Annotated in this window: 17 protein-coding genes; 6 read left to right on the plus strand and 11 right to left on the minus strand. The window is 65.0% G+C overall.

Annotated elements, in window-relative coordinates; genetic code table 11:
• Nucleotides 1-35 precede the first annotated feature (35 nt).
• On the minus strand, nucleotides 36-1,172 hold the full coding sequence (locus ISG32_RS16275; RefSeq protein ID WP_194772074.1) for an iron-containing alcohol dehydrogenase: 1,137 nt from the start codon (nucleotides 1,170-1,172) through the stop codon (nucleotides 36-38).
• Between the two features lie 78 nt (nucleotides 1,173-1,250).
• Between ISG32_RS16275 and ISG32_RS16280 the strand changes: the two genes are divergently transcribed.
• From ISG32_RS16280 to ISG32_RS16290, 3 genes are all read left to right on the plus strand, one after another.
• Nucleotides 1,251-2,150: a 2-keto-4-pentenoate hydratase gene (locus ISG32_RS16280; RefSeq protein WP_194772075.1), complete on the plus strand. Its 900-nt coding sequence runs from the start codon at nucleotides 1,251-1,253 to the stop codon at nucleotides 2,148-2,150.
• A gap of 80 nt (nucleotides 2,151-2,230) precedes the next feature.
• Nucleotides 2,231-3,148, plus strand: coding sequence for an alpha/beta hydrolase (locus tag ISG32_RS16285; RefSeq protein WP_194772255.1), 918 nt, complete (start codon nucleotides 2,231-2,233; stop codon nucleotides 3,146-3,148).
• Between the two features lie 68 nt (nucleotides 3,149-3,216).
• A complete protein-coding gene (locus ISG32_RS16290; protein WP_194772076.1) occupies nucleotides 3,217-4,080 on the plus strand; it encodes a YbgC/FadM family acyl-CoA thioesterase in 864 nt (287 codons plus the stop codon).
• 5 nt (nucleotides 4,081-4,085) lie between these two features.
• Here ISG32_RS16290 and ISG32_RS16295 read toward each other — a convergent pair whose 3' ends face one another.
• From ISG32_RS16295 to ISG32_RS16310, 4 genes are all read right to left on the minus strand, one after another.
• Nucleotides 4,086-5,396, minus strand: a complete 1,311-nt coding sequence (locus tag ISG32_RS16295; RefSeq protein ID WP_194772077.1) for a type II toxin-antitoxin system HipA family toxin — start codon at nucleotides 5,394-5,396, stop codon at nucleotides 4,086-4,088.
• A 35-nt stretch (nucleotides 5,397-5,431) separates the two neighbouring features.
• On the minus strand, nucleotides 5,432-5,761 hold the full coding sequence (locus tag ISG32_RS16300; protein ID WP_194772078.1) for a helix-turn-helix domain-containing protein: 330 nt from the start codon (nucleotides 5,759-5,761) through the stop codon (nucleotides 5,432-5,434).
• Between the two features lie 54 nt (nucleotides 5,762-5,815).
• Nucleotides 5,816-7,231 carry a dihydrolipoyl dehydrogenase gene (locus ISG32_RS16305; protein ID WP_194772079.1) on the minus strand — a complete coding sequence of 472 codons (1,416 nt, stop codon included), beginning with the start codon at nucleotides 7,229-7,231 and terminating at the stop codon, nucleotides 5,816-5,818.
• 86 nt (nucleotides 7,232-7,317) lie between these two features.
• Nucleotides 7,318-7,902: a YigZ family protein gene (locus ISG32_RS16310; protein ID WP_194772256.1), complete on the minus strand. Its 585-nt coding sequence runs from the start codon at nucleotides 7,900-7,902 to the stop codon at nucleotides 7,318-7,320.
• A gap of 154 nt (nucleotides 7,903-8,056) precedes the next feature.
• Between ISG32_RS16310 and azu the strand changes: the two genes are divergently transcribed.
• From azu to ISG32_RS16325, 3 genes are all read left to right on the plus strand, one after another.
• A complete protein-coding gene (gene azu / locus ISG32_RS16315; protein WP_194772080.1) occupies nucleotides 8,057-8,515 on the plus strand; it encodes an azurin in 459 nt (152 codons plus the stop codon).
• A 270-nt stretch (nucleotides 8,516-8,785) separates the two neighbouring features.
• Nucleotides 8,786-8,995, plus strand: coding sequence for a hypothetical protein (locus tag ISG32_RS16320; RefSeq protein ID WP_194772081.1), 210 nt, complete (start codon nucleotides 8,786-8,788; stop codon nucleotides 8,993-8,995).
• 192 nt (nucleotides 8,996-9,187) lie between these two features.
• Nucleotides 9,188-11,650 carry a YgiQ family radical SAM protein gene (locus ISG32_RS16325; RefSeq protein WP_194772082.1) on the plus strand — a complete coding sequence of 821 codons (2,463 nt, stop codon included), beginning with the start codon at nucleotides 9,188-9,190 and terminating at the stop codon, nucleotides 11,648-11,650.
• Between the two features lie 27 nt (nucleotides 11,651-11,677).
• Here ISG32_RS16325 and ISG32_RS16330 read toward each other — a convergent pair whose 3' ends face one another.
• The 6 genes from ISG32_RS16330 to ISG32_RS16350 form a co-directional block, all read right to left on the minus strand.
• Complete coding sequence (locus ISG32_RS16330; protein ID WP_194772083.1) at nucleotides 11,678-12,163, minus strand: type III secretion system chaperone; 486 nt, start codon at nucleotides 12,161-12,163, stop codon at nucleotides 11,678-11,680.
• Entirely contained in the window at nucleotides 12,160-13,137 is a 978-nt protein-coding gene (locus tag ISG32_RS16335) for a hypothetical protein (RefSeq protein ID WP_194772084.1), read from the minus strand. Before ISG32_RS16335 ends, ISG32_RS16330 begins: the two co-directional genes overlap by 4 nt.
• Nucleotides 13,138-13,210: 73 nt before the next feature.
• Complete coding sequence (locus ISG32_RS16340) at nucleotides 13,211-13,981, minus strand: DUF1294 domain-containing protein (protein WP_194772085.1); 771 nt, start codon at nucleotides 13,979-13,981, stop codon at nucleotides 13,211-13,213.
• A 92-nt stretch (nucleotides 13,982-14,073) separates the two neighbouring features.
• Nucleotides 14,074-14,925 carry a sensor histidine kinase gene (locus tag ISG32_RS27575; RefSeq protein WP_323745947.1) on the minus strand — a complete coding sequence of 284 codons (852 nt, stop codon included), beginning with the start codon at nucleotides 14,923-14,925 and terminating at the stop codon, nucleotides 14,074-14,076.
• 72 nt (nucleotides 14,926-14,997) lie between these two features.
• Nucleotides 14,998-15,540, minus strand: coding sequence for a sensor histidine kinase N-terminal domain-containing protein (locus ISG32_RS27580; protein ID WP_228529873.1), 543 nt, complete (start codon nucleotides 15,538-15,540; stop codon nucleotides 14,998-15,000).
• On the minus strand, nucleotides 15,537-16,214 hold the full coding sequence (locus ISG32_RS16350; RefSeq protein WP_194772086.1) for a response regulator: 678 nt from the start codon (nucleotides 16,212-16,214) through the stop codon (nucleotides 15,537-15,539). The genes ISG32_RS27580 and ISG32_RS16350 overlap by 4 nt, the downstream gene beginning before the upstream one ends.
• Nucleotides 16,215-16,269: the final 55 nt, after the last annotated feature.

Raw genomic sequence — 16,269 nt, forward strand, 5'->3', positions numbered from 1 at the left:
GCCCATCGCGCACCCCACATCGCGCTTGGAGCGGGTCACATCGAGTCGCGCAGCATCTGGCGATACTCCTCGGGAGTGGCCTCGCGCGGATTGGTCTTGTGGCAATGGTCGGCCAAGGCACCCTTGATCACGTCGTCGAACATGGATTCGGTCACGCCGAGCGCGGCAAGGCCCGTGGGCAGTCCAAGGCGCGCGGTCATCTCGCGCACGGCCTCGGCCACGTCGCCGCCTGCGGGCAGGCCCATGGCGTGGGCCATGCGTTCGAGGCGGCTGTCCGCCTTGACCTTGGCATCCTGGGCGTTGAAGCGGATCACGGCGGGCAGGAAGATGGCGTTGAGCGTGCCGTGGTGCAGGCGGGGGTTGACGCCGCCAAGGCTGTGGCTCAGCGAATGCACGCAGCCAAGGCCTTTCTGGAATGCCATCGCGCCCTGCATGCTGGCGCTCATCATGTTCAGGCGCGCCTCCTTGTTGGCGCCGTCGCGTGTGGCGGCTTCGATGTGCTTCCAGCCGCGTTCGAGGCCATCGAGCGCGATGCCGTCGGCGGGCGGGTTGAAGGCCGAGGACATGAAGGTTTCCATGCAGTGCGCGATCGCGTCCATGCCGGTGGCGGCGGTGAGCTGTGGCGGCAGGCCCAGCGTCAGGCCGGGATCGCAGATCGCGGTCTTGGGCACGAGGTGCCAGGAGTGAAAGCCGAGCTTGCGGTGATCGTCCACGATGATGATGGCGCCGCGCGCCACCTCGCTGCCGGTGCCGGCGGTCGTGGGCACGGCGAGCAGCGGCACGGCGCGCTCGGTGATCTTGGGCGAGCCGCCTTCAATGGTGGCGTAGGTCTTGAGCGGGCCTTCGTGTGTGGCCGCAATCGCGATGCCCTTGGCGCAGTCGATCGCCGAGCCGCCGCCGACCGCGATCAGCCCGTCGCACTGGCCGCTTCGGAACAGCTCCACGGCCGCACGTACGGCGGCTTCGGTCGGGTTGGAGGGGGTCTGGTCGAACACCGCGACGGCCATGCCCGGCATCGCGTCCAGCACTTTTTGCAGCACACCGGCAGCCTTCACGCCCTGATCGGTCACCACCAGCGGCCGGGTGATGCCGGTGCGCGCGCATTCCTGGGGCAGCAGGGCGACTGCGCCGTACTCGAACTGGATCTGGGTGACGTAGTAGATGAAAGCCATGGTGTGGTGTCTCGCTGATTGGATTTAGGATCATGAACCAGGATGCTGGATGCACCTCAGATTACAACAGGAGACTTCATGAAACTGAAATCCGCGCTGATCCCCTCGGTCATGGCTGTCCTCTGCGTGACAGGCGCGCAGGCGCAGTGCCTGAACGCCGGCGAGGTGGCCCAGCTCATGCAGAACTACGTGGCGATGAAGCCCTCGCCCAATATCGCCAAGCTGACCGACGAGGAGGGCGCCTGCTCGCGCGCGCGATTCAATGAATTGCTGTCCCGGCAGTTCGGCGGCAAGGTGATCGGCTACAAGGCGGGGCTCACCAATCCGGCCGTGCAGCAGCGTTTCGGCACGAACAAACCCGTGTGGGGCGTGCTCTACGACGGCATGATCCTGCCCAATGACGTGACCGTGCAGGCGAAGTTTGGCGCACGTCCGTTGTTCGAGGCGGACATGCTGGTGCGCGTGAAGAGCGAGAACATCAACGCGGCGCGCAATCCGGCCGAGGTGCTCGAGAACATCGACCAGATCATCCCGTTCATCGAACTGCCCGATCTGATGGTGGAAAACCCCGGCTCGCTCAATGGCGCGGGTGTCGCCGCGATCAACGTGGGCGCGCGCTTGGGCGTGGTGGGCGAGCCGATCAACGCGCCGGTGTTTCCCGAGCAGCAGCAGGCGATGCTGCAGGCGTTGGCCGAAATGGCCGTGCAAGTCTCGGACAATACCGGGGCCGTGCTGTCGAGCGGCAAGGGTAGCGATATTCTCGGGCATCCGCTCAACGCCGTGGTCTGGCTTGCCGGGGCGCTGCAGCAGGAGAATCTGCGCCTGCGAAAGGGCGATCTGATCAGCCTCGGATCGTTCTCCCCGCTGACGCCGCCCAAGGCCGGCACCAGCGTGATCGTGACTTACCAAGGCCTGCCGGGCGCCAAGCCGGTGCAGGTGAATTTCCGGCCTCCCGTGTTTCCAGGACAATCAGATTGAATTCCGCAGCATCCCCGGCTCCTCACCCGACTCCTCAACCGGCTCCTTCACTTCCTCCTGGCGTGCAACTCACGCCGCAGATGCGCAACGTGATCGAGCGCATGGCGCGCGCCAAGCATGCGCCCATGCACACGCTCACGCCCGAGGCCGCGCGCGCGTTCTATGAAATGGGCTCGGGCGTGCTCGAGGTTCCCAAGGCTGAGCTGCCGCGCGTTGACAACTTCAGCATCCCCGCGCGCGACGGCTTCGCGATTCCCGCAAGACTGTATGCGACCTCGCTGGAGCCGGGTCTGCCGCTGCTTCTCTACACGCATGGCGGCGGCTTCACCATCGGCAGCATCAACACGCACGACACGCTGTGCCGCGAACTTGCGCGGCTGGCGGGTTGCATGGTGGTATCCATCGATTACCGCCTTTCGCCGGAGCACCGGTTTCCCGTGGCGACGAACGATGCATGGGATGCCCTGCAATGGCTGGCCGCACACGCTTCGGAGCTGGGCGCGGACGGCCAGCGCCTTGCCGTCGGCGGTGACAGCGCGGGCGGGACGCTGGCCGCCGTCAACGCGATCCAGGCGCGGGACGCACGGATCGCGATTGCGCTGCAGGTGCTGTTCTATCCCGGCACGACAGCGCATCAGGATACGGAGTCGCACCGGACGTTCGCGCACGGTCTCGTGCTGGAGGCGGATGCCGTGAGCTGGTATTTCAACAACTACATTCCCAACAGGAGCGATCGCGAGGACTGGCGGTTTGCGCCGCTGCTCGCGCCAGATGTGGACGATGTCGCGCCCGCGTGGATCGGTCTCGCCGAGCTCGATCCGCTGGTCGATGAGGGCATCGCCTATGCCGACAAGCTGCGCCTTGCGGGCGTGGCGGTGGATCTGGAGATCTACCGCGGTGTGACCCACGAATTCATCAAGATGGGCCGCGCGCTGCCGGAGGCCCGTCAGGCCCACGCCGATGCGGCGCGCGCGCTGCGCGAAGCCTTCGGCCTTTGAGAGCCTTGCGCTGAGATCGTGAAAAGCGCTCTGAGATTTTTCATTTTCAACTTTGAGAGAACAACAACATGAAACGCCAGGACTTTCGCAGCGTGCACCGCCTGCGTGTGCGCTGGGCCGAAGTGGACGTCCAGAAAATCGTCTTCAACGCGCATTACCTGACCTACGCCGACATCGGCATGTCCGAATACTGGCGCGCGCTCGCCATGCCCTACGAGTCCTCGATGCAGGCGCTCGGCGGCGACATCTACCTCAAGAAGGCCAGCGTCGAATACCACGCCTCGGCACGCATGGATGACATGCTGGACGTCGGCATGCGCTGCACGCGCGTGGGCAATTCGTCGCTGAATTTCGAATGCGGCATCTTTGTGGGTGACCGGCTGCTGGTGACCGTCGAGCTGGTCTATGTGTTCGCCGATCCCGTCACGCAGACCTCGCGCCCTGTGCCGCAGCTGCTGCGCGACGCGATCCTGCAGTTCGAGGGCGGGGCGGAGATGGTCACGCTCCAGGTGGGCGACTGGGCCACGCTCGGCGAGGCCGCCAGCGCCGTGCGCAAGGCAGTGTTCATCGAGGAGCAGGGCATATCGCCCGACATCGAGCTCGACGCGCTGGACGCCACGGCCGTTCATGCCGTCGCGTTCAACCGCTTGAACATGCCGGTGGCGACCGGGCGTCTGCTGCAGGATGCGCCCGGCGAGGCCCGCATCGGCCGCATGGCGGTCGCGCGCGTGCTGCGCGGCCAGCGCTGGGGGCGGGCGATTCTGGATGCGCTGGTCGACGCGTCGCGCGAGCGTGGCGATGCCAAGGTGATCCTGCACGCACAGTGCAGCGCCGAGGGCTTTTACCGCCGCGCCGCGTTCGAGGTGGTGGGCGAGCCCTACGAAGAGGCAGGCATTGCACACATCACCATGCAGCGCGCGTTGACGAAATAAGCCAATCAGCCGGCGAGAGCCACGTCGCCCGCGAGCCGGGCGAGAACCGTCTCCCGCATGGCGGATGGTGCGTCGCGCAGCAGCGTGGGCCACTGCGCCTTGGCCTGCGCAACCACTTCCTTGAGCAGGCTGATGTGGCGCGGTGCGCGCAGCAGTCCTGCGGATTTGATGAGCGTTTCCATGTCGCCCCAGCGGAGCGCGCGCATGGTGCTGTCGATGGCCTTGTTGACCGCGTACTGCTGTACGGAGCTGCCGTTGAAGAAGGCCGTGACGCAGACGCAGTCGTAGACCGGAGCGAGGCGCGGCTGGAGGCCGTCGGGGTAGATCAGGGCCCAGTTCTTGAGGTGGGCGTCCGTGTTGCCCATGAGGATGGCGGCGACGGTGCGCGCGAGGAATTCGCGGGTGTCGCGCACCGGCTCGGGGCTCAGGCGGTCGAGCACGCGCAGCATCGTCGGCCAGTCCTGCTGCAGGCCCTTGCCGTATTTGTGGCGGGGGGCGTAGCCGAGCGCCTGGTTGAACTCCTCCATGTGGATGCGCGAGCCGTCGGGCAGGTGGTCGAAGCGCTGCACCGCGAGGATCTCGTGGAACGGCACATGCTCGGGCAGCTCGGCCTGCTCGCGGGTGATGATCTCGGCCTGCGCCGTCTCAAGGTCCAGCGCCTGGCAGAGCCGGTAGCAGGCGTATTCGTTGGCCACCAGATCGGGATGTTGAGTGGTCGGCAGCTTGAGAATCACGCTGCCCGCCGCGCCCTTGCGGTGCACGGTGTAGCGGCGGCCGTCCTGCACGGCGCTGAACTTGGTGACGACGCCGGGCAGCGAGGCCGCATCGGCCACCGGGTACTCGACGAAACCGGGCTCCAGCACATCCAGCCCCTGCGTGGTGTGCCAGTGGCGCACGACTTCGGGGATAGCCTCGTCGGGCGCAATCGGCTCGACCTCGAGCGCGCCCATCAGGTCGTGGCCGGCGGCGGCAAGCAGCTCGAACTCATCGTCGGGCGAGCAGCCGCGCTCGTGCGCGAGGCGCTCTCGGTTGTGCCCCTCGGGCAGCAGGTTCTGGAAGTAGACCGGCCAGCGGCCATCGGTGCGCACGAGGCGGGCATCGCGTGCGGAGGCGAGGATGCTCCGCGTGTCCTGCTCGTTGCCGCCCCGGTAGCTCAGCGACAGCGTGGGGCGGGCAGCGTCGGCGATGTAGTCGCTCTCGAACGAGATGCGCAGGATGTCGCCGTATTGGGAAAGATAGCCGATCGCCCGCCGTCCGCCGCCCAGTGCTGCGGGCTGGTGCATGTACAGGCGCAGGTAGCGGATGGAGGTGGACATGTTCGTGCCGCTTGTATTGGCGTGGGCTTGCGTGCTCAGCGGACCTTGTACGTGCCCTGGGGCTCGGCGGCGTAGACATCGACCACCGAGGGCGGCGCATCCGCACCGACGGGCTGGCCGAGGAACTTGCCGCCGGACTGGATGAAGGCCTGCAGCGCGGGCACGAGATCGGCGGGCACGGCCATCATCTGCATGCCGAGCACGCGGGACATCTCGAGCAGCGTCGAATAGCGCGGGTCGACATCACCGGTTTCCGTGCGCTGGACCGCCATGCGCGAGAGGCCGGCCCGTTGAGCGAGATCGGCCTGGGTGATCTTCTGGGCCTTGCGGGCGGCGGCGAGGGAGTCAATCAAAGCATCTGTCATGATGCTATTTATCATACGCTTTTTTATGAAAATGCGTACTTTTGAGGTCTTTATTTACTCCAGAACGCTGGAACACTCCAGGTCGCACAGGGCCAGATCCGAATCGGCCTTGACGTCGAGTTGGGCGGCCGCACGGCGCAGCGCGGTGCGCAGGCCTTCTTCCAGCACCGGGTGGTAGATCGGCATGCCCAGCATCTGCTGCACCGTCATCCCGCTGTGGATGGCCAGTGCGAGCAGGTGCGCCAGATGCTCTCCTGCGGGTGCGCACATCTCGGCGCCCAGCAGTTGGCCGGAGGCGCGGTCGGCATAGACATGCAGCAGCCCCGCATTCTCCTGAGCGACGCGGGCGCGACCCTGGCGGCTGAAGTCGATGGCGCCGGTGACGAAGTCCTGGTTCTCAAGCGCCTTGAAGGACTTGCCGACCACGGCCGCGTTGGGATGGCAGAAGCTGATCGCCAGCGGCGTGCGGCGGCGAAAGCGCTTGGGCGTGTCGAGGGCGGTGTTCATGCCCGCGATGTGGCCTTCGTCCGAAGCCTCGTGCAGCAGTGCGCGGTCGGGGTCGATGTCCCCCGCGATGAACACCGGCAGATCGCCGATCCGCCGCGTGTTCGGGTCAAAGGAGGGGAGGCCGTGCTGGTCGAGCGGCACGCCGAGCGTCTCAAGCCCAAGGCCCTCCACGTTCGGAACGCGGCCATTGGCGGCGAGCACCTGGTCAACGACGACGCGCTGGTCGCCGCTGATGACTTCAATGCCGTCCCTGTGCGCCGCAAGATGGGCGCGCTCACCGATGTGGATCGTGAAATCCTTTTCGAGCTCGCTCCACAGCGCGTTCAGCACTTCGGGATCGCTGATGCCCGCAGTGGCCTTGCGCGTCACGAAGGCCGATACCGTGATGCCCAGCCGTGCGAGCGCCTGCGCCATCTCCACGCCCACGGGCCCAAGGCCGAGAACGGCCATGCGCGGCGCTAGCGTGGGCTGCTCGAACAGGGTGTCGGTGGTCAGGACGCGGCTGCCGAAAGCCGTCCACGTTGGATCGAGGCGTGGCCGGGTGCCGGTGGCGATGATAAGGTGGCGGGCGCGGTATTCCTGTCCGTTGACCGAAATCCGATCCTGGCCGAGCAGCCGCGCGCGTCCGCTGATCTGCCGTGCCGCGTCGACCTCGGTGTCCCTGATGGTTGCGGCGACGAAACCGTCGCGCAGCTCGCGCACCCGGCTCAGCACGGCGGGGAGATCCACGCTCAGTCGATCGGCGCCCCGAATGCCGAAGGTGTCGAAGGTCCTGCGGCGATCAAACGCGCTCGCTGCCTCGATCAGCAGCTTGGACGGCATGCAGCCCACGCGCGCGCAGGTCGTTCCCCAGGGGCCGTCGTTGACGATGAGAAAGCGGTCCGTGCGCTTGCGCACCTCGCGCAGCGCCGACAGTCCCGCCGATCCGGCTCCGATGATGATGGTGTCCAGTGTCTCGCTCATGCTCTTGTCTCTCTTTGCTGCAGAGGTGTCGGTGGAACTTGGAGTGTCCCCGACGGGAGCGCGCGGGGCTGTAGGCGCAGGCCGGTTCAGTCCAGCCAGCCGATTCGGCCCTGTGTGAGGTCGTTCAGCCGCTCGCGGAATTCCGCTGCCGTCGACTGCGGCATCTTCAGCCGGGCGACCACCTGGCTGCCGTGGGACACTTCGAGCAGTTGCGCGCCGCTGGCCTCGACCTCGCGGCGCAGCAGGCCTTCCTGCGCGTAGGGCAGGGTGCATTCGAGCTCGGCCATCACCTGACGCTCGATCTTCTCGGCCTTGAGCAGCGCTTGCGCCACGCTGTCGGTGTAGGCGCGCACCAGCCCGCCCGCGCCGAGTTTGACCCCGCCGAAGTAGCGCACGACGGTGGCCAGCACGCCTTCCAGATCCTGGTGACGCAGCACATCGAGCATCGGGCGCCCGGCGGTGCCGCTGGGCTCGCCGTCATCCACGGCGGCGGATTGCCCGCCCGCCAGCAGCGCCCAGCAGACATGGGCTGCCCCGGGGTGTTCGGCACGCAGGCCATCGACCACGGCCTGCGCGCTCGCGCGGTCGGTCATGGGCTGCACGCAGCCGATGAAACGGCTTTTCTTGATGATGAGTTCGCTGTGGACGGTAGATTTCAGGGTGTGGGGCATGTCGCGGTCGAGCTTAACCGAGCCTTTGTCGGGATGCGCCTTGAAGCGCTTCAAGGGACTTGACTTCGATTGGGTGATACTTGAGCAAAGTCAAATGCTGCGGTACTCGTCAGTCCTAGTATTTACCCGTTATTGACAACCTGGAATGCAAAAAATGAAGAAGCTCCTGAAGTGGATCGCCGTCGCCTGTGTCTCCGCCGCCGCCGTGCCGGCATTTGCCGCGCCGAACTGTGCGGTCGAGGTCGAGAGCAATGACGCCATGCAGTTCAACACCAAGGCCATCAGCGTGCCCGCCGCCTGCAAGGACTTCACCGTGAAGCTCAAGCACGTCGGCAAGATGCCCAAGACCGCGATGGGCCACAACGTGGTGATCGCCAAGACTTCGGACATGCAGGGCGTGGCCAACGACGGCATCCCCGCCGGTGCCGACAAGGACTACGTCAAGCCCGCTGACGCCCGCGTGATCGCGCACACCAAGCTGATCGGCGGCGGCGAGTCTGCCTCGGTCACCTTTGCGGTGAGCAAGCTGAAGGCCGGTGACGATTACACCTTCTTCTGCTCGTTCCCCGGTCATTCCGGCATCATGAAGGGCTCGCTGACGTTGGCGAAGTAAACCAGCGGACAGCGCATCCGGCGCCCGTTGGGCAGGCCGGATTTGCAGCATTCAGGACGGCGTAGCCAGTTTGGTTACGCCGTCTTACTTTTTGCCGGTGAAAGAAGTTGTTTTCCTGTCAGCCGTTGGCGTCTCTGGGACGTTAGCCTACAAAGGAAGTTGTTCAATCAACTTAAGCTGACGATAGTGCAGCGAAAGTCCGGATCAGCCAGCTTTCTCGCTCAAGGAGTTTTTTCAGTCCCATCCACCTGCAATTTGAGAGGAATTGCCATGTCAGCCAGCTATATCACTGCTCCAACCGATTACGTCGTGCCGCATGGTGCCGCCGGATTGTGGATGGCCAGCGACTTTCAGCCGGTGGCAATGCCTCAGCCCGTGCAGGAACCGGTGCAGCTGCGCAATGGTCAGCTGCTGCGCTCGGCCTACATCGAGCCTCCGGCCGATCTGGACCACATCGTGCGCTCGATGGGCGAATGGTGAAATCACCTCGCTCTCGATGAATCCATGGAACGGGCCTTGCGCCCGTTTTTTGTTTCCGTCCCGGTTTCAGTTCAGGGTTTGGCACTGGCCCTGACCTCGGTTTGAGCCTACGGCCGCTGAGGGCTCCGCAGACGTGGGAAGCGCAAATCACCTCCACCGCCTACAATGCCCGGCCTCCCACGGACCCCGCACATGAACGCTCCCATTGATGTTTCCTTCTTTCACCGCGCTGCCAAGCCGCTGACCAGCTACCGCCCGTACTGGGCCAAGCGCTTCGGTCCGGCGCCGTTTCTGCCGATGTCTCGCGCGGAAATGGACCAGCTCGGCTGGGATTCGTGCGACATCGTGCTGGTCACGGGCGACGCCTATGTCGATCACCCGAGCTTCGGCATGGCGGTGATCGGCCGCGTGCTGGAGGCCCAGGGCTTTCGCGTGGGCATCATTGCGCAGCCGGACTGGCAGAGCGCCGACGCGTTCAAGGCGCTGGGCAAGCCCAATCTGTTCTGGGGCGTGACGGCGGGTAACATGGATTCGATGATCAACCGCTACACGGCTGATCGCAAGATTCGCAGCGACGATGCCTACACTCCCGGCGACGTCGGCGGCAAGCGCCCGGACCGCGCGGCCATCGTCTACAGCCAGCGCTGCCGCGAGGCCTACAAGGACGTGCCGATCGTGCTCGGCGGCATTGAAGGAAGCCTGCGCCGCATCGCGCATTACGACTACTGGAGCGACAAGGTGCGCCGCTCCATCGTGGTGGACAGCAAGTGCGACATCCTCCTGTACGGCAATGCCGAGCGCGCGCTGGTCGAGGTCGCCCACCGCATCGCCGCCAAGGAGCCCGTCGAGAAGATCACCGACGTGCGCGGCACTTCCTTCTTCCGCCGCGAGTCGGAAGAGGGCTGGTTCGAGCTGGACTCCTCCGAGGTGGACGAGCCGGGCGTCGTTGAGCCGCACATCAACCCCTACCAGACCACCAGCGAGCAGGCGGAGGCCCAGGGCCAGACCTGCTCCAAGGAAGACGGCACAGACCCCGCAGCTACTTCAATCACGTCAGCCGCCGCAGGCGAGCAGACCATTCAGTTCATGCCCAACCCCGCGCTGCGCGGCAAGGGCAAGCACCGCATGCCGCCGCGCGACCGCACGGTGCTGCGTCTGCCGAGCTACGAAGACGTCAAGTCCGACCCGATTCTCTACGCTCACGCCAACCGCGTGCTGCATCTCGAGACCAACCCCGGAAACGCCCGCGCGCTGGTGCAGGCCCATGGTGAGGGCGTGACCGCGCGCGACGTGTGGATGAATCCGCCCCCGATCCCGCTCACCACGGCGGAAATGGACTGGGTCTTCGGTCTGCCGTATGCCCGCAACCCCCACCCGAGCTACGCCGACGAGAACGGCAGCCACGATGGTGCCACCAAGATTCCCGCGTGGGAGATGATCCGCACCTCGGTGAACATCATGCGCGGCTGCTTCGGCGGCTGCACCTTCTGTTCGATCACCGAGCACGAAGGCCGCATCATCCAGAGCCGCTCGGAAGATTCCATCATTCAGGAGATCGAGGACATCCGCGACAAGGTGAAGGGCTTCACCGGCACCATCTCCGACCTCGGCGGTCCCACGGCCAACATGTACCGCCTCGGCTGCAAGAGCCCCGAGATCGAGGCCGCCTGCCGCAAACCGAGCTGCGTGTTCCCCGGCATCTGCCAGAACCTGCACACCGACCACGGTCCGCTCATCAAGATCTACCGCCGCGCCCGCAAGCTCCCCGGCATCAAGAAAATTTTGATCGGCTCCGGCCTGCGCTACGACCTGGCCGTGAAGTCGCCCGAGTACGTGAAGGAACTGGTGCAGCACCACGTCGGCGGCTATCTCAAGATCGCGCCCGAGCACACGGAAGCCGGGCCGCTCAACAAGATGATGAAGCCGGGCATCGGCAGCTATGACCGCTTCAAGCAGCTCTTCGAGAAGTTCAGCGAAGAGGCGGGCAAGAAGCAGTACCTGATTCCCTACTTCATCGCCGCCCACCCCGGCACCAGCGACGAGGACATGATGAACCTCGCCATCTGGCTCAAGCGAAACGGATTCCGCGCCGATCAGGTGCAGACCTTCTATCCGAGCCCGATGGCCACGGCCACCGCGATGTACCACTCCGGTCGCAACACGCTGACCAAGGTGCGCCGCGAGATGCGCGACCGCGACGAGGAGTCCGTCGACGTCGTGCGCGGCGAAAAGCGCCGCCGCCTGCACAAGGCCTTCCTGCGCTACCACGACCCCAACAACTGGCCGATGCTGCGCGAAGCGCTCAAGGCCATGGGCCGCGCCGATCTGATCGGCAACGGCAAGCAGCACCTGATCCCCACCTTCCAGCCGCTGGTCGATGGCGGGTATCAGAGCGCGCGCAAGAAGAACAGCACGCAGGGCACGGGCGTGGGCTCGCGCTCCGTCGTGTCGCAGCAGGCCAAGGCCTACGCGATGGGCAAGGCCACCAAGCCGCTGGGTGCTTCCAGGCCGCAGAAGGAAAAGGAAGTCGACGTGCGCTTCACCAAGCCCGGCCAGCCCGCGCCGGGCCGCATGCTCACCCAGCACACAGGCCTGCCTCCGCGTGCGGGCGTGACGAGCAAGAAGCCGGGTGGGGGCCCGCGCAAGCCGCGTTGAGTGGCTGCATGGCCCGGGTCAGGCTCCCTAGATGAAGGGCGGATTGAGATGCAGGGAGCTGGCGGAGGAGGGTGTTGATTCATCTCTCGTATCGCTCGTTGGCAGCTGCCAACGTATGGCCTTGAGCCGCTCCTGCCAGCGCAAGGCGACTTCGATGAAATCATCCAGCAATGCAACGAAGTCGTGATCGCTGACCACGGAGGGCTGGACCAACTGGCTCAGCATCAGTTCATTGGAGTCTGGATCGATCGACAGCACCGAATCGCGAGTTTCGCCACCAAACAGATTCGCCTCCAGCGCCTGTCGGTACAGTGCTTCGCGATGCATGGCGGGAACTAGTCCAACGCCAGCGTACAGCTGTAGCGCGCGATCGTCCCGGACACGCTCCAGTTGCATGACAAGTTGGCCATCCACATCAAAACTGGCAACTCCTTGTTCGTTGAAGGCAATAGCGCCCTGGCCCCATCCGGCGGATGCGGTCAAGCCTTGGAGCATGCGGTCCAGTGTGCTCATGCTGTGGTTTCTCCTTGAAGTTTCTGTTTGGCGAGATCGGCTGCGAATTCGCGTAGCGTGTCTGAGCCCGGCTTGAGGGTATATTCTCCGAAGCTGTCTTGGGATTGCAGCGCACCTTTCAGCGGATGTCCGTGTATGAAGTTCTCGTCGAGATGCTTCATGCCGGTTTGAGCATGAAAGTCGTAGATCATGGCGTCAACGACAACGTGCATGGCCAGACCAGGACACTTGCGTGTGATCCCGTCGGCCACGGTGTCATAGGCTGCTCGCATACCTTTTTGGGGATGCTGCTGGGCCTCCTGCACGACCTGGGCTGCGACGTTCTTGGCAATGCCCTTGCCAAGAATGGAGTACAGGTTGTCGTCAAACACCTTGGCTTCGCGCGGTCCAGCCATGATGTTGGTCTGCCTGAATAGTGTGAGTTGTCTTGGTGCCTCGTCCCCCAGCGCCCTGCGAGTGCGCGAATTGGCATTCAGGGCAGATCGACTGTCTGGTTTGGACGTTTCGGGTGAATCCTCCAGGATCAGCACAAATCGTTGGAGTTCATCGGTGGTCAGTGTGGCGACGGCATCCTCTATGAAGCAGGACACTGCGGCGTAGTCCTTCGGGCTGGTGTCGCGTAGTGTCTCCAACTCCGATTTCAGTGTCTCTATGTCTTTGGAGATGCGGTCCGAGTGGTCGATATACGACTTGTCGTGCCTGAGCTGGTTTATCAACGCCCCGCTTTTCTGGAGCAGGTCGTTGCGCAGTTTGGTACTGGTGAAGAGCCCGATGCAAGAGAGCCGGCTGACCCAGTTCTGTCTAAACGTGCCCCGACCGGCCAGATCGGCCGCCTTGGCGCGTCCGGCCTCATGCGGGTTGGTAATGACGCTGAGGACGTGGTTCTTGCTCTTGAGCGTGGACGGCGCGTCCTCCGTGCCCTTGGGGCTGCCCTGGATGAAGGTGTGCTGGATGGACTGATTGCTGACGGGCATGTGGCGCTCTCCTGTCGACTTCCGGGGTGGTATCTCCCTAAGTAACAGTGCAGGGCGCGGGGTTCCATCGGCGTCATCGCAGCATGTGGGCGAACTCCGGTAGATAGCCACCCAAGCCTGGCACAAACACCAGAGCTCCCAGCGCTGCCACATTGACAAGAAGGGTCAGCCAGTACACCGTGCGGAATTCCTGCTTGGACGACTTGTGCCGCAAGGCCTGCTGTGCAAACCAGGCCGCTGGCCAGCCGCCCAGTACCGCCATCAGGTGCAGTTGTTTCTCACTGGTCCGCCAGCGTCCGGACTGGGCGGCGCTTTTGTCGAGGGCGTAGACCATGAAAGTGACGAGGTTCAAAACCAGCATGGCTCCGAGCACCCAGAACGGCAGGCGCTGAAACCATACGCCGCCCGCCAGCAAGGCGAGCCAGACCAGCATCAGCAACATCGCCAGCGAGCTGCCGGTAGCGGTAGCGGTGGCGCTCGCCGGGCGGCGGGATTCAGGCCGCGTCTGTCTGGCGCTGCCGGGGGCGTTCGTGCGGTAGGCCGCCTCACGCGGCCTGTCGCCACGTCGCTCCGCCGTCCGTGCGGTGGACGTCGCTGCGTTCGATGACCGTCCTGCCGAGGCCGCAGAAGCCGTCGACGCATTGACGGCGCGCACATCCATCGCCCGGGGTCCCTTGCCGCCGACCTGGATTTCCTCGTACGTCACCTGCATGCCTGAAACCGGCGAGACGCCACTTCGGGCGAAGTCCCGCACATGCACGAAGACGTCGCGCGAGTCCCCGCTGTCGATGAATCCGAAGCCGCGTGCATCGTCCCAGCGGCGGATGGTTCCCTGTTTGCGCATGTGTGCCCGGCGTGTGTTTTTTATGAGTCGGTGGTTTCCGGTGTCGAATCTCGCGCCGGTGTTGTGCGGCTATTGTAGGGAGGGGAGGTGGGTCAATGAACGCGCGGCAGCGTGGTGTTGTCGATGGGCAGTCGAAGCACGGCGCTCAGACCGGGGTGCTCGGCGCGGAGCACCAGTTCGCCGCCTGCGCTCTCGGCAATGTGCTGGACAATGGTAAGGCCGAGGCCGCTTCCTTGGCTGGTCTGGGTCTTTCGCCAGAAGCGCTGCGTGGACAGCGCGATGTCGTCGGCCTCCATGCCGGGGCCATGGTCGCGCACGTGGACTTCCAGCCAGAGCCGGTCTGATTCCTTGCGCAGCGCCAAGGTCGCCAGCACGGGCTCGGCGGTGTTCTGGTGTCGCAGTGCGTTGTCGGTGAGGTTGGTGATCGCGCTCACGAGCAAGGCCGGTGCCAGCGCCACGCAGGCGTGATGCCATTGCGGATCGTCCGGTGGAGGTTCGATCTGCTGCGTCAGTGGCGCGGTCCAATGCGGCCGCTCCGTCACGGCGCGTGCGGTCGATTGCGCGCATGCCTGCTCGAAGGCCCTGAGCATCTCGCCCGCATCGCTGCGCATCGGCATGCCGCCGCCATCACCTTCCGTTGCGCTTTCCATGCGCGCAAGCTGCAACAGCTGCTCCAGAGTGCTTTGCAGTTGCTGCACGCCTGTGTGCGCGTTGTGCAGGGCGTCCCGCGTGATGGCGGTTCGAGCGGGGCCCGGCTCGTTCGTCATGGACATCTGCGCGATCTGCACATGCGTCTTGATGCCGGTGAGCGGCGTGCGCAGTTCGTGCGCCGCGTTGGCCGTCCAGCGGCGCTCGCGCTCCACGGCCGCGTGGATGCGGGCAAGCAAGGCGTTGAGGCTTTTCACCAGCGGCGAAATCTCGAGCACGTCCTGGCCTGACTGCACGGGAGAGGAATCATGCGACGGACGCTCGCTCAATTCACGGCGCAGGCGCTCCAGTGGCCGCAGGCTGCGGTTTTAGATCCACCAGCTCATCAGCGCGATGCCGGCCAGCGTCAGCACGAACGGAAGCACCAGCGTGCGCAGCATGGACTGCACGAGGTGCTCGCGCACATCCATCCGGTCGGCGGTGACCACCCTGATGCCCTGATGTTCAAGCACGTAGGTGCGCCACGGCTTGCCGCCTTTGATGGCATGGCCGAAGCCGCTTTCGGTCTGCGCGCTCAGGTCGGGCGCGTTGCCGGTGCGGGCGATGGGAATCACGTCCACTTCGCTGCGCACCAGACTGACCTCGCACTCCACCCCATCGCGGGCGATCAGCGACTGCAAGGTTGGCTCGGCTCGGGAGAGCGCGCCGGAGCCGTGCGGCCCAGGGCGGATCTGCTCGACGACGGCGGCCACCATCTTGGCGGAGGCCATCAATCGCTCATCCAGCATGGTGCGCATCTCGCGCTGCATGCTGGCGAACTGCCACGTGGCGACGCTGCCCCACATGAGGCAGGTGGTGGCGATGATGCCACCCACCAGATGGCGGCGCAGACTGTAGGGGCGGCCCGTCATGCGCTGTGCTCGCTGTGGCGCGCGCCCAGTCGAAAGCCCACGCCGCGCACGGTTTCAATCAGGTCGTTGCCCAGCTTTCTGCGCAGATGGTGCACATGCACGTTGACGGCATTGCTGCCCACATCCATGTCGAAACCGTACAGGCTGTCGTGCAGCTGCGCGGTGCTCAGCACGCGCCCGCGCGCCTGCAGCAGCGCCTGCAGCAGCGCCCATTCGCGGCGCGACAGCTCGATGCGTTCGTTCCCGCGAAGCACCTCACCACTGGCGGTGTTGACCTGCAGATCGCCCAGTTGCAGAGAGTCGGTGGCGCTGCCGCGCACGCGCCTGAGCAGAGCCTGCAGGCGCAGAGCCAGTTCCTGGAGCTCGAACGGCTTGGTGAGGTAATCATCGCTGCCGCTTTGAAACGCGAGCACTTTGTCCTCCAGCGTGTCGCGCGCCGTGAGGATCAGCACGGGCAGGGTGGACGCGTTGCCGCGCCATTGCTGCAGCAGCGTGATGCCATCCCCGTCGGGCAGGCCGAGGTCGAGCACGCAGGCGTCGAAATGACCGCTGGCCATGCTGCGCTGGGCGGCGGCGGCGCTGTCCGCGATCTCGCAGGCGAAGCCGTGCAGCATCAGCCCGGTGCGAATGCCGCTGGCCACCAGTGAGTTGTCTTCGACGATCAGAATGTGCATGGAGTCCTCATGGGGTGATTTTAGGATTCCGACATGCACATTCCTTTGGATGTCG

It is taken from the genome of Diaphorobacter caeni, from assembly GCF_015354245.1.
Classification (GTDB): Bacteria; Pseudomonadota; Gammaproteobacteria; order Burkholderiales; family Burkholderiaceae_C; genus Diaphorobacter_A; species Diaphorobacter_A caeni.